The sequence below is a fragment of the Carnobacterium gallinarum DSM 4847 genome (genome assembly GCF_000744375.1).
In the GTDB taxonomy this organism is placed as follows: domain Bacteria; phylum Bacillota; class Bacilli; order Lactobacillales; family Carnobacteriaceae; genus Carnobacterium; species Carnobacterium gallinarum.
The window spans coordinates 1-12,460 of sequence record NZ_JQLU01000003.1 but is presented as its reverse complement, the minus strand read 5'-3'; the positions used below and the strand labels follow the sequence as shown (position 1 = coordinate 12,460).

Annotated in this window: 13 protein-coding genes; 9 read left to right on the top strand and 4 right to left on the bottom strand. The window is 33.5% G+C overall.

Annotated features, from left to right (window positions below; genetic code table 11):
• The first annotated feature begins 34 nt into the window (after positions 1-34).
• The 7 genes from udk (at position 35) to BR43_RS00930 (ending at position 5,099) form a co-directional block, all read left to right on the top strand.
• On the top strand, positions 35-664 hold the full coding sequence (gene udk / locus BR43_RS00960; protein ID WP_034558489.1) for a uridine kinase: 630 nt from the start codon (positions 35-37) through the stop codon (positions 662-664).
• Positions 665-819: 155 nt separating this feature from the next.
• The gene (greA, locus tag BR43_RS00955; protein ID WP_034558486.1) at positions 820-1,290 is read left to right on the top strand and encodes a transcription elongation factor GreA; all 471 of its coding nucleotides are present in this window, start codon (positions 820-822) and stop codon (positions 1,288-1,290) included.
• A 204-nt stretch (positions 1,291-1,494) separates the two neighbouring features.
• Positions 1,495-2,238 carry a cell wall-active antibiotics response protein LiaF gene (liaF, locus tag BR43_RS00950; RefSeq protein WP_034558477.1) on the top strand — a complete coding sequence of 248 codons (744 nt, stop codon included), beginning with the start codon at positions 1,495-1,497 and terminating at the stop codon, positions 2,236-2,238.
• Positions 2,235-3,311, top strand: coding sequence for a sensor histidine kinase (locus tag BR43_RS00945; RefSeq protein WP_034558475.1), 1,077 nt, complete (start codon positions 2,235-2,237; stop codon positions 3,309-3,311). The genes liaF and BR43_RS00945 overlap by 4 nt, the downstream gene beginning before the upstream one ends.
• Positions 3,304-3,936, top strand: coding sequence for a response regulator (locus BR43_RS00940; RefSeq protein WP_034558473.1), 633 nt, complete (start codon positions 3,304-3,306; stop codon positions 3,934-3,936). Before BR43_RS00945 ends, BR43_RS00940 begins: the two co-directional genes overlap by 8 nt.
• Positions 3,937-4,033: 97 nt before the next feature.
• A complete protein-coding gene (locus BR43_RS00935) occupies positions 4,034-4,693 on the top strand; it encodes a potassium channel family protein (RefSeq protein WP_034558471.1) in 660 nt (219 codons plus the stop codon).
• Between the two features lie 115 nt (positions 4,694-4,808).
• Entirely contained in the window at positions 4,809-5,099 is a 291-nt protein-coding gene (locus tag BR43_RS00930) for a HesB/YadR/YfhF family protein (RefSeq protein WP_034558469.1), read from the top strand.
• A 251-nt stretch (positions 5,100-5,350) separates the two neighbouring features.
• Here BR43_RS00930 and BR43_RS00925 read toward each other — a convergent pair whose 3' ends face one another.
• Both BR43_RS00925 and BR43_RS00920 read right to left on the bottom strand, forming a co-directional pair.
• Positions 5,351-5,722, bottom strand: coding sequence for a hypothetical protein (locus BR43_RS00925; RefSeq protein ID WP_034558467.1), 372 nt, complete (start codon positions 5,720-5,722; stop codon positions 5,351-5,353).
• Positions 5,706-7,031: a Y-family DNA polymerase gene (locus BR43_RS00920; protein WP_051933766.1), complete on the bottom strand. Its 1,326-nt coding sequence runs from the start codon at positions 7,029-7,031 to the stop codon at positions 5,706-5,708. The genes BR43_RS00925 and BR43_RS00920 overlap by 17 nt, the downstream gene beginning before the upstream one ends.
• A 303-nt stretch (positions 7,032-7,334) precedes the next feature.
• On the opposite strand from BR43_RS00920, the gene BR43_RS20280 reads away from it, so the two are divergent.
• Entirely contained in the window at positions 7,335-8,357 is a 1,023-nt protein-coding gene (locus BR43_RS20280) for a phage tail tip lysozyme (protein WP_211252888.1), read from the top strand.
• A 140-nt stretch (positions 8,358-8,497) separates the two neighbouring features.
• Here the strand turns inward: BR43_RS20280 and rnjA are convergent, their stop codons facing one another.
• Together rnjA and BR43_RS00905 are read right to left on the bottom strand one after the other, a co-directional pair.
• The gene (rnjA, locus tag BR43_RS00910; RefSeq protein WP_034558465.1) at positions 8,498-10,171 is read right to left on the bottom strand and encodes a ribonuclease J1; all 1,674 of its coding nucleotides are present in this window, start codon (positions 10,169-10,171) and stop codon (positions 8,498-8,500) included.
• A gap of 3 nt (positions 10,172-10,174) precedes the next feature.
• Positions 10,175-10,387 carry a DNA-directed RNA polymerase subunit epsilon gene (locus BR43_RS00905; RefSeq protein WP_034558463.1) on the bottom strand — a complete coding sequence of 71 codons (213 nt, stop codon included), beginning with the start codon at positions 10,385-10,387 and terminating at the stop codon, positions 10,175-10,177.
• A gap of 749 nt (positions 10,388-11,136) precedes the next feature.
• Here BR43_RS00905 and BR43_RS00900 point away from each other — a divergent pair.
• On the top strand, positions 11,137-12,460 hold a 1,324-nt coding region (locus BR43_RS00900; RefSeq protein ID WP_034558461.1), incomplete at its 3' end, for an ABC transporter ATP-binding protein.

Genomic DNA, 12,460 nt, shown 5'->3' with positions numbered 1-12,460 from the left:
AATGCTTTTCACAAGGAAAGAGGTAATTGTAGTTATGGGAAAAAGCAAGCCAATTGTTATTGGTGTAACTGGTGGATCAGGTAGTGGGAAAACAAGTGTCAGTCGAGCAATCTTCAATCAATTTTCAGGACATTCAATTTTATTACTAGAGCAAGATTTCTATTATAAAGATCAAAGTCAAATGGATTTTGAAGAACGTTTAAAAACAAATTATGATCATCCGTTTGCTTTTGATACAGATTTGATGATACAGCATGTATTGCATTTAATTACTTATAAAACAATTAAAAAACCTATATATGATTATGCTGCACATACTCGAAGTGATCAAGTTATTGTGCAAGAACCAAAAGAAGTCATTATTATTGAAGGTATTTTGATTTTAGAAGATGAACGTTTGCGCGATCTAATGGATATTAAAGTTTATGTGGATACAGATGATGATATTCGGATTATACGACGTATTAAGCGAGATATGGACGAACGTGGTCGTACTCTAGATTCTGTTATTGGACAATATTTAAGTGTTGTGAAGCCAATGTATCATCAATTTATTGAGCCAACGAAGAAATATGCCGATATAATTATTCCAGAAGGCGGACAAAATCAAGTGGCGATTGATTTAATGACGACGAAAATTCATTCTATCTTAACAAATAAATAAAATAAATTAAAAAAATAAACAGAATGTTGTTTACAATTCACTCGCTTCGTGGTATCTTAGCACTATTAAAAAATAAAAATTAGTACGCTTTCAAAATCATGATAGCGCTGAACTATCTGTCAATACAGATAGTGTTTAGAAGGAGAGTTAAGGAAATGGTAGAAAAAGTATATCCAATGACATTAGAAGGAAAAAAAAATCTTGAAAATGAACTTGAAGAATTAATTACTGTAAAAAGAAAAGAAATCGTTGAACGCATTAAAATTGCACGTAGTTTTGGAGATCTTTCTGAAAACTCAGAATATGAATCTGCGAAAGATGAACAAGCTTTTGTTGAAGGGCGCATTACAACAATTGAAACAATGATTCGTTTCTCTCAAATCATTGATAACAATAATGATAAGGACAAAGTATCCTTAGGTCATACAATTACTTTCATTGAATTACCAGATGGTGAAGAAGAAGAGTATACAATTGTTGGAAGTGCTGAAGCAGATCCTTTTTCTGGTAAAATTTCAAATGATTCACCAATTGCTAAAGCTTTACTAGGAAAAAGCATTAATGAAGAAGTAACGATTTCAACTCCAGGTGGAGATATGCAAGTTAAGATCACTAAAATTGCTTAAATTTAAAATTAAGTGATGGAATGAAGAAGATTCATTCTTTTTGAGGATACAAAATTAAGCTGCTCATTGGGGCAGCTTTTCCTTTTGTACCAATGAACAAATTCAGACTTAAGTCGTAGCTAGATATCATGCTTTAGCACACTGTATATAAGTAGAAAAATGGCTATACTTAGGTTAGAATAAAAAGCAGAGGAGGGAGACAGAATGAACAAAAGTTGGAAACTATTTATCCTTTTAGAAGGACTGCTGTTTATTGGTTTGCTCTATCAAATATTTAAAACTCCTCAATTGATTGTTGCTTTTTTTATTGGAGCACTTTTAGTTATCTGGAATTTAAAAAGAAAATTACAAAAGAAACACAATAATAACTTCTGGTTAGTTTTAGGCGCTTTATTAATGATCTTTGGTTTATTGTCTGCGAATTTATTTTGGGCAATGATTGTAATTGCGGTTATTTTCTTTGTATTAAACGGAAGCACTTTGTTTTCAAATATGAACGCCGCCGATTTTTCTAATGCTCCATGGAAACGTAAAGAAATTATGATTATTGAAACAGAAGCATCAAGTGAAAAAAACAATAAACGTTTGAAACGTTCATGGATTGGTAGCGAACGAATCGGAAACTCCGTTTTTGAATGGGATGATATTAATTTTAGTATTTTTGCTGGTGACACAATTGTTGATTTAGGAAATACGTTATTGCCTAAAGATGAAAGTTTTGTTGTCATTCGTAAAGGGTTTGGTAAAACTCGAATTTTAGTGCCGCTTGATGTGGGAATTATGATTGAGCATAGTACATTACGTGGGAAAGTTAGTTTTGAAGGAGAAAGCTTTGGACTTCAAAATGAGTCAGTCAAACTGTACAGCTCACATTATGAACAAAGTTCAAGAAAAATTAAAATTATTACTAATATTTTATTTGGGGATTTAGAGGTGATTGGAATATGAAAAAAGCTGCAAATCAGAAGCTCTTTCTTTCAATTACTTTTTTTTCCTTTGTCATTATGGTTTTGATCTCAATTGCCTATGGTTCGGCAATTTCAGAAAATTCTTGGTATATGGATTTAATCTCAATTCGACTTTTATATATTCCTTATTTAGTCTATTTAATTGGTTTTGCAATAATTATCGGTTTAATTGTCACTACGATTATCTATTTTATGAATCAAAAAGAGTTTTTACAAATTGAGAATGAATTACAATATTTAGCTGAAGGAAATTATGAAAGCACAATCTTTGAACAAAGAAAATTAGATTTAGAAACGTCTTCAGTTTACCAAGAAGATATTGAACGACATATCTTGTCTTTACATGATAAATTAGTAGAGTTATCCAAAGAAGTTCAAATTAATGGAAATCAACCTATTTTAGTTGATGGTGAAACGAAAGAAGAAATACTGACTCAAGAACGTCATCGTTTGGCTAGAGAGTTACATGATTCCGTTAGCCAACAATTATTTGCAGCAATGATGATGTTATCTGCACTAAATGAACAGGCAGCAGCAAACTCAAATGAAATTTTCCAAAAACAGTTAAAAATGGTCGAAAGTATTATCAATGAATCTCAATCTGAAATGCGTGCATTATTGCTTCATTTACGTCCAATCAGCTTAGAAGGTAAGACCTTGAGAAAAGGAATTGAACAATTATTGATTGAGTTAAAATCAAAGGTGCAAATTCAGCTTAAATGGGAAGTAGATGATGTTTATTTACCAAATGGAGTGGAAGATCATCTTTTTAGAATTGTTCAAGAATTATTATCAAACACATTACGTCATTCAAAAGCTAAGGAACTTGAAGTTTATTTGAAGCAGATTGACCAATTAGTTCTATTAAAAGTAATTGATGACGGTGTTGGATTCGATACAAATGAAACAAAAGCTGGCAATTACGGTTTGCAAAATATTAAAGAACGTGTGGCTGGAATGGGTGGAACATGCAAATTTATTAGTTTTCCTGGAAAAGGCACAAGTATTGAAATTAAAATACCGATAATAAAAGGGAGTGGATTGGATGATTAAAGTTCTATTGATTGATGATCATGAAATGGTACGTCTAGGTGTCTCGGCTTATTTATCAATACAAGAAGACATTGAAGTAATAGGGGAAGCTGAAAACGGTAAAATTGGCTATGAGAAGGCTCTTCAGCTGCGTCCAGATGTTATTATGATGGATCTAGTAATGGATGTAATGGATGGCATTGAATCGACGAAAGCAATCTTAAGCGATTGGCCAGAAGCAAAAATTATTATTGTGACGAGCTTTATTGACGATGAAAAGGTTTATCCAGCTTTAGAAGCAGGTGCTTCAAGTTATATGCTGAAAACTTCTACGGCAGGTGAAATCGCAAACGCAATTCGTTCTACATATGCGGGCGAATCGATTTTAGAACCGGAAGTAACTGGTAAAATGATGGAACGTTTTACTAAAAAGAAAGAACCTGTTTTACATGATGATTTAACAAATCGTGAAAAAGAAATTTTATTATTGATTGCCCAAGGAAATTCCAATCAGGAAATTGCAGATCAATTATTTATTACATTAAAAACAGTAAAAACCCACGTATCAAATATTTTAGCCAAATTAAATGTTGAAGACCGTACACAAGCGGCAATTTATGCTTTTAAACATCATTTAATTGAATGAAAAAGAACAAAACAAAAATAGATGTATTTTTGTTTTGTTCTTTTTTTTGCTATACTGAATGTAGAGAAAATTATGGTTGAAAGTTGAGGAACAATAAATGAAAAAGAATTTTGCAATTATTGGCTTAGGACGATTTGGTGGGAGCATTTGTCGCACATTAGTAGAGGCTGGACAAGATGTTTTAGTGATTGATTCTAGTGAAGACCGAGTAAATGAATTTATGAATATTGCCACACATGCTGTAGTGGCAAATGCTCAGGATGAAAGTGTGTTACGTTCATTAGGAATTCGTAACTTTGATCATGTGATTGTGGCAATTGGTGAAGATATCCAAGCTAGTATCTTAGCAACCTTAATGATTAAAGAAATGGGTGTGCCATTTGTAACAGCAAAAGCTCAAAATGAATATCATGGAAAAGTTTTAGAACGTATTGGTGCAGATCATGTTGTTCATCCTGAACGTGATATGGGAATTCGGATTGGGCATCATTTAGTATCAAAAAATGTAGTAGATTATTTGGAATTATCTGAAGAATATTCTTTAGTCGAATTGAAAGTGACAAATCCTAAGTTTTTTAATAAAACTTTAGCTGAATTAAACTTTAGAGCAAAATTTGGTTTGACGGTAATTGGAATGCGCCGTGGGCAACAAATGATTATTTCTCCAGCTGCTGAGGAGTTGATTCAAGATAACGATACGCTAATGGTTGTGGGAGCTGTTGACGATTTAGAACGCCTTGAAGCTAAAATGCCTTAATGAGTAAAAGACCAAACAGCAAAGTGTGGTTTTTAAGCTAGTTGTGCTAAAATGAAAGTGTAAGGCTTAGGCGAAAGGAGGATGCACAGGAGATTGCTTTTTGTGCAATAAATAGATGAAAATAGAAATTACCGATAGAGCAAGAAAATGGTTTGAGGATGAGGTTGGAATTGGTAAGGGTGATTCTGTTCGTTTTTTTGGTAAATATGGTGGATCTAGTCCAATTCAAACTGGCTTTTCTATAGGGATTGAATTGACAGCGCCGCAATTGCCATTGGGAAGTATTGAAGTTGATGGTGTGACGTATTTTGTTGAAGAAGCTGATGAATGGTACTTTAGAGGACATGATTTAAAAGTAGATTATGATGAAACTTTGGATGAGCCAAGTTACGAGTATATTAGTTAAAAAATAAAAAAGTCTCACTTTAGGTTTTGGGAAACTAAAGTGAGACTTTTTTGCATTTAGAAATAAAATATTAAGTTAATTATACCTATAGAAATGTACTTAGTCAAATTAACGAAATCTTAACTTTTGTCATGGAATGCTTGTTAAATCAACATTCTTTCATTAATTGTTTAGGAAATACCATAAATACGGGAAAAGTTGAAAGAATCCTTATATACAGAAGGAATTTTAGGTGAAAGCTCTGATAATGTTCATTTAAGCTCTAAATTGCTCCATTTCAAAGGTTGATAAACCGCAATATGTCGAATATCATCGTAGCCAATGTTCACCTGATTAACATAAATACCTTGTTCATCATGTCCTTCTAGAATGCCAAAGATATCCTCGCTGTGCTGGTTCTCTGAGTCAATGGATTCTAGTTGAATTGTAACTTGTTTTGAATGAAGGATAGCTTCGTTGAGAACCGTTGCAATTTCTAGTTCATTCATTTTTCTTTTAGCGGACACTTGTTTTCCACGTAGTTCTTTTTCTTTATTCATAGATTCAGTGTGTTCAGATAAATACATTCCCAGCCATTTTATTGTGCCGCGATCGTGATAGTTTTTGTTAAAATGATTGATCATTTGAATTCGCTCCTTTTTTATTCATAAGTCCACTTGCATGCCCACCAAGTAAATGGCTGCGTTTAATAGCGGTAGCTCCATTAGTTAAAGAACTTGCATGAACCAATGAAGCGAAGCCGTATTTATCTCGAACATGATCCACAAGAAGCTCTAAATTAAGTTGTCCGATTTGACTATCGGGTTCTTGAAATAAATCAAGTTGAATGTCAGTAGTATAAATAAATTTAGAATAAGTAATGCTAATCTGTCGAGTTGCTGCACCAGAATAATACTTGTTAAACAATAATAAACAATAGTGAGCCAGTAATTTTGTTGAATTTGTAGCAGATATTTTCATTTGTCTGCTAAAACCCACTTCATTTGAATTGCTAGAGTAGCCGATAGTTAAATGGATACAAGTTGTCTGGCAGTGGTGTTGTCTAATGCGACGGGCTACTTGATCAGCCATCTCTTTGATAACTAGTTCAATTTCAGCACGGACAATGTAATCTTTGGTGAGTATTTGAGAGTTGCTATAGGATTTTTCAAGAGTGAGGTGTTTTTCAGTAATATCGCTTCGGTCGATTCCCCAACTATGGGCATAGAGTTGTTCTCCGATTACACCAAATTGGTTTTTGAGCTGAACTGGATTGGCTAATGCTAATTCTTTGATGGTGTTAATTCCTAGCCGGTGTAATCTTAACGCTGTCCGATTCCCGATACCCCAAAAATTAGTGATTGGATGAATGGTCCAAATTTTACTTTGTACATCGTTGTAGCGCCATTCAGCCTTCATATCGCTTGTATATTTAGCCTCATTATCTAAAGCAAGTTTAGCCAATAACATATTGTCTCCGATCCCAGCAGTGGTATAAAGATTTAAATGGTGAAAGATATCTTGTTGAATCATTCTAGCAATCTGATAGGCATCGGCTTTGAAAAGCTTTTTGACATTAGTGACTTTAATAAAGGCTTCATCAATAGAATAGATTAGAATATCTTCTTCAGTAGCGTATTTTCTAAATATGCTAAGAATTTCTTTATTTTTTTCTAGATAAAGAGACATTCTAGGAGGGACTATGAGTAAATCAGGATGATTAGGTAAATCATATTTCCGTGATACGTTGGAAATTCCCAAGTTTTTTTTTGCAGCAGAAGAGGCAGATAGTACTAAACCACCAGCATTCTCTCCATTAGACATTACGACCAACATTGTTTTTAATGGATTAAGTCCTCTTTCTGCGCATTCGACGGAGGCGTAAAAGGATTTCACATCAACACAGATAATATCTTCATGTAGTTCCTCAGAGTAGTCCATTTTGATTGACATGAGAAGTCCTCCTAAATAATTTAATAAACCTATTATACGAACAAATGTTCTTCGTGTAAAGCGAACAGTTTGTGAACATTAGTTTAATTTATAACAAGAAAATTTTAGTATAAAAATAATTATATTTTAGAATATTAGAATAATTAAGAGTAGTGGATTTGCTAAGCAGATGTACTCTCTTAATTATGTCAGTTATTTGTTGTGGATTTGTTCAGAAATTAAAAGCTTTTTGTGTATTTAGAATGATACTATATGGGTGTTGGATCGCTAGCATTCAATAAAAATAGTAAGGGGGAAAAAGAGATGGCAGAAAATGCAACAGAAAATGCAAAAGCAGTTTATTCGTTTTTTAGGGGGAAAGGTTGGACTCCACAAGCAATTAGTGGAATGTTAGGAAATATGCAAGGGGAATCAGGACTTATTGCTGATCGAGATGAAGTTGGTGGTGGCGGTGGTTATGGATTAGTCCAATGGACACCGAAATCGAATCTTGTTAATTGGGCAAATAGTAATGGCTTAAATTATCGAACAGTAGATACTCAATGTCGACGAATACAATGGGAATTAGAAAATGGTCAACAATTTTATGCAACAGGTGCCTATCCATTAAACTTTAGACAGTTTAGTCAAAGTACTCAAAGTCCAACTTATTTGGCTAAAGTATTTATCAACAACTATGAACGTCCAGCAAATCCAAATCAACCGCAACGTGGTGTTTGGGCTGAAAGTTGGTATGGTATTTTAAATGGTAGTGGAACGATACCAAATCCAACTAATCCAAATTTAAATACTGCTGGTCAAATAAAAGGCGGTAAATATATGAAACTTGATATTTTAAATCAAACAAAAGCAACAGCTGAAAGCATTGCAAAAGATCTCCGTAAGCGTTATGCAGGTATTTTTTTAGCTGAACAAGTTCAAGGCGGTTCAGGAGCAAATGGGACGTTTACAATTACTGCAAAAGGATTTAGTTATGCGCAAGCAGTTCAATTGGTGCCACAATTCCAAAAGCAAGTTGCTGGCATTGTACCAAACTATAATCAGACAGATTGCGCTGGAGTTATTCAATCAGATGGTTCTTTCTTTATCGTAACGAAAAATGTTAGAACTCTTAAGGAGGCGCAGGCTTTAGTACCAGCATTACAAAAGCTTGCGGCTGATGCCTTATTGAGTAAAAGAATTTATCATGGCTCTCAAACAGATCCAACTAAATTTTTTACAGTTATTTTAAATTTAACTGTAAAGCAAGCAGTGGAGTATGTAGCAAATGAAAGAAAGTATTATCCGAAAATTTCAAAAGATATTGTAGGGAACTGGCAAATCTAAAAAATTTAGTGTTAAATAGTATTGACTATTAGGCAAAAAGTTAAAATTAGTTAAATAAAAATAATAAACCACAAGAAATCAGCATTTTCAAACTGAATTTCTTGTGGTTTATGTTATTTTAAGTTCTTTTTTAATAAGATTTAAACTGGCATAATGATTGGTAAAATCATTGGATGACGCTCTGTTTTTTCAAATAAGAAAGGTTGTAGACTACCTATAATGGTTTCTTTAACCAATTGTTCAGTAATTTTGTCCTCTGATTGAATAGTTTCTCTTAATGAACGTAAGATAACACGTTGAGCTTCATTAATTAAATCGCCAGATTCACGCATGTAGATAAAGCCGCGAGATAAAAGATCAGGCCCAGCTAGAATATCTTTAGTTTTATAATTAATCGTTACAACAACTACAACTAAGCCTTCTTCAGAAAGAATACGGCGATCACGTAAAACAACGTTGCCGATATCACCAATTCCTTTGCCATCTACATAAACATCACCAGCATTAAAGTGACCAGCCATTCGTGCTGATTCAGCAGTTAAAGCTAAGACGTCTCCATTTGCAAGTATGAAAGAATTTTCTTTTGGAATTCCAACTTGATTCGCTAAAGTTGTATGGATTTTCTGCATACGGAATTCTCCGTGAACAGGAACAAAGAATTTTGGTTTCATTAAACGCAACATTAATTTTTGTTCTTGCTGACCACCATGTCCAGAAGTATGGATATTGTTCACTTTACCATGAATAACTTCAGCACCTGCTTCAGAAAGCAAGTTAATGACACGGTTGACACTTGTTGTATTACCTGGAATAGGTGAACTTGAGAAAACAACAGTATCTCCAGGTTGAATTGAAATCTGACGATGAGTTCCATTGGCAATTCGGCTTAAAGCAGCCATAGGTTCACCCTGAGATCCTGTACAAAGAATTGTAACTTCTCCAGCAGGAAGACGATTGATTTCTTGAGCATCAACAAAAGTATCTTCAGGAGCAGTGATGTAACCTAGTTGACGACCTGTTATCATGGCTGCTTCCATACTTCGACCAAAGACAGCAATTTTTCGTCCAGTACGAACAGCAGCATTTGCTACTTGTTGTAAACGAGAAATATTTGAAGCGAAAGTTGCGAATATAATTCGACCTTCAACTTTTTGGAAGATACTTGTAATGGATTCTCCAACAATTTGTTCTGATTTTGTAAAGTTAGGAACTTCAGCATTCGTACTATCAGATAATAAGGCTAAAACACCTTCGTCCCCGATTTTGGCCATACGATGCAAGTTTGCAGGTTCTCCAACTGGGGTAAAATCGAATTTAAAGTCACCAGTTAAAACAATATTACCAGGTGGTGTTTTAACAACGACACCTAATGCATCTGGAATACTATGGGTTGTTCGGAAGAAAGTCACGCTTGTTTTACGGAACTTAATAACAGAATCTTCCCCGATTTGATGTAAAACTGCATCACGTAAAAGACCATGTTCATCTAATTTATTACGAATTAAAGCTAAAGCCAATGGACCAGCATAAATAGGAATATTCGCTTGCTTTAACAAGAAGGGTATTCCACCAATATGATCTTCATGCCCATGGGTAATAACTAAAGCTTTGATTTTATTTATATTTTGTACAATGTAACTATAATCCGGAATCACATAATCGATTCCTAATAAATCATCTTCAGGAAATTTAATACCCGCATCAACAATGATAATCTCGTCTTGAAATTGTACACCATAGGTATTTTTACCAATTTCCCCTAGCCCCCCGATGCCAAAGACTGCAGCTTCATTGTTTTTTATAGTTGGTTTCATGGGTTAAAACTCCGTAATTTCAAAGTCAGGACTTTGTTGTTCATAAGCTAAATGCTTGTCGTCAACTGGTTGAACAAATTCAATATTGTAAGGGGTATTTTCTTCAACAAGTTTACGTGCTTGAACAGCGTCCTCAGTTTCGACATACAGTGCTTTTGTATCCTCACGTTTTGGATTTCTAACTTTTGTTTCTTGATAAGTGATTTTAAAAATCATATTTTTCTCTCCTTTATTTTGTACTGCATATGCAGTGATTTTATTTAATAAAAAAATAATCTATAGCAATGATATTGTTTGACAAACAACGTTGAAAATATGTTATTAAATTAGCTATGAAATCCTACTTTACTAGAAAAATCCAGTAAAAATTAGTCATAAAAAAATAAAGGCGACTAGCACCATAAATAAAAATATGTGCTGACTAAGAAAACATAAGGCAGAAGACTGCATTTAAGGTTACTTAGGAGCTTAATGAAACCATAGGTAGTTTTGTTTCATTAGTAAATGTAGGATAAATCAATAGATAAAAAGTTTTTTAATTAAGTTAGAATTAACTTAACTTTTTAACATACTCCGAACGATGGTTGTGCTTGAATCACAACATTGTATGATTATTCTACCATAATTTACGTATGAAGTATAGAAAGTAAATCGTAGAGGGATGTTTTTATGAAAAAAATAAACAATAATGGAAGTTATTTTATTTTCTTACAATGAAAAAAATGTTAAAAGAGTGGAGGTAATAGTGAAGATTTGTTAGGTGGAATCAATTCTATTTTATTTGAACGAATAGAAGCAATTGTTGAATAGGAGTCATTTTTATGGGGAAATCACTAAAAAATGACTCCTATTCAGGAAAACAGCTGACTTTTTTTTATCCTTTGTGGTATAGTGAATATATTGAGCTTTTTTACAAAATCATGTTAGAAAGCTGATTATAATAGTAAGTCAAAGGAGATGATTTGTTGAAATTAATGTGGAATTATACAAAAAAATATAAGGGGCTTGTCTTCTTGAATTTTCTTTGTGTGTTTGGTTTTATTTTGATTGAGTTGGGATTGCCAACAATATTGGCTCAGATGATTGATAAGGGGATTTCCCAAAATGATTTTGAAGTAGTTAAATACTATGGTGTGGTCATGTTAGCGATTTGTTTGATTGGATTAGTCGCTTTAATTTTATTAGCTTATTGCGGAAGTAAAATCACCACAAGTATTGTTCGCGATATTCGGGACGATTTATTTGAAAAGACACAATCATTCTCACATCGAGAGTACGATCAGTTTGGAGTTTCATCGTTAGTTACCAGAACAACGAATGATGCCTTTCAAGTTATGCAATTTATGCAAATGATTCTCAGAATGGGAATGATGACACCTTTAATGTTTATTTCTAGCTTTGTCATGATTATTCGTACAAGTCCATCGTTATCTTGGGTTGTATTTGTTGCTATTCCTTTTTTGTTAGTCGGAGTAGTTATTATAGGGAAAAAATCTGAACCTTTATCAGAAGTTCAACAAGGCAATTTAGATGCAATTAATTTAAATCTACGTGAAAATTTAACAGGGTTACGTGTAATTCGTGCCTTTGTAAACGAAAAATTTCAAGAAGCACGTTTTGAAAAAGTAAATGATGCTTATGCAACGATTTCAAAACGCTTGTTTAAATTAATGGCAGCTGCTCAACCAGGGTTTTCAGTTGTTTTCAACCTGATATTTGCCTGTGTTATGTGGTTTGGTGCAATGCAAATTAGTTTAGAAAATTTACAAGTAGGGCAATTGATTGCTTTTATTGAATATATTTTCCATGCTTTATTCTCGTTTATGTTATTTGCCAATGTTTTTATGATGTATCCAAGAGCGGCTGTTTCAGCCAATCGGATTCAAGAAGTATTAGATACTGAAGCCGTTATTACTGAAAATGAAAATGGCGTTACAGAAACAGAAACACATGGTTACTTAACTTTTGAAAATGTGACTTTTGCATATCCAGGAAATACTGAAACACCAGTAATTCGTGATGTTAGCTTTAGCTCTAAACCAGGTGAAACCATTGCTTTTATTGGAAGTACAGGAAGTGGGAAATCCACTTTAATCCAGCTGATTCCTCGCTTTTATGATGTAACAAAAGGGCGTATTTTATTAGATGGTGTTGACGTTAGGGATTATAAGTTAAGTGCTTTGCGTAAGAAAATTGGATTTATCCCACAAAAAGCCTTGTTATTTACAGGGACAATCGCAGAAAATATGCGTTATGGAAAATGGAATGCGACTACAAAAGAATTAGAAG

Coding starts and splice junctions, on each gene's coding strand:
- BR43_RS00920 (WP_051933766.1), bottom strand. CDS start 7,031: ATGTCAATCAAAATGGACTACTCTGAGGAACTACATGAAGATATTATC.
- BR43_RS00905 (WP_034558463.1), bottom strand. CDS start 10,387: ATGATTTTTAAAATCACTTATCAAGAAACAAAAGTTAGAAATCCAAAA.
- liaF (WP_034558477.1), top strand. CDS start 1,495: ATGAACAAAAGTTGGAAACTATTTATCCTTTTAGAAGGACTGCTGTTT.
- BR43_RS00945 (WP_034558475.1), top strand. CDS start 2,235: ATGAAAAAAGCTGCAAATCAGAAGCTCTTTCTTTCAATTACTTTTTTT.
- BR43_RS00935 (WP_034558471.1), top strand. CDS start 4,034: ATGAAAAAGAATTTTGCAATTATTGGCTTAGGACGATTTGGTGGGAGC.
- BR43_RS00930 (WP_034558469.1), top strand. CDS start 4,809: ATGAAAATAGAAATTACCGATAGAGCAAGAAAATGGTTTGAGGATGAG.
- udk (WP_034558489.1), top strand. CDS start 35: ATGGGAAAAAGCAAGCCAATTGTTATTGGTGTAACTGGTGGATCAGGT.
- greA (WP_034558486.1), top strand. CDS start 820: ATGGTAGAAAAAGTATATCCAATGACATTAGAAGGAAAAAAAAATCTT.
- BR43_RS00940 (WP_034558473.1), top strand. CDS start 3,304: ATGATTAAAGTTCTATTGATTGATGATCATGAAATGGTACGTCTAGGT.
- rnjA (WP_034558465.1), bottom strand. CDS start 10,171: ATGAAACCAACTATAAAAAACAATGAAGCTGCAGTCTTTGGCATCGGG.
- BR43_RS00925 (WP_034558467.1), bottom strand. CDS start 5,722: ATGATCAATCATTTTAACAAAAACTATCACGATCGCGGCACAATAAAA.
- BR43_RS20280 (WP_211252888.1), top strand. CDS start 7,335: ATGGCAGAAAATGCAACAGAAAATGCAAAAGCAGTTTATTCGTTTTTT.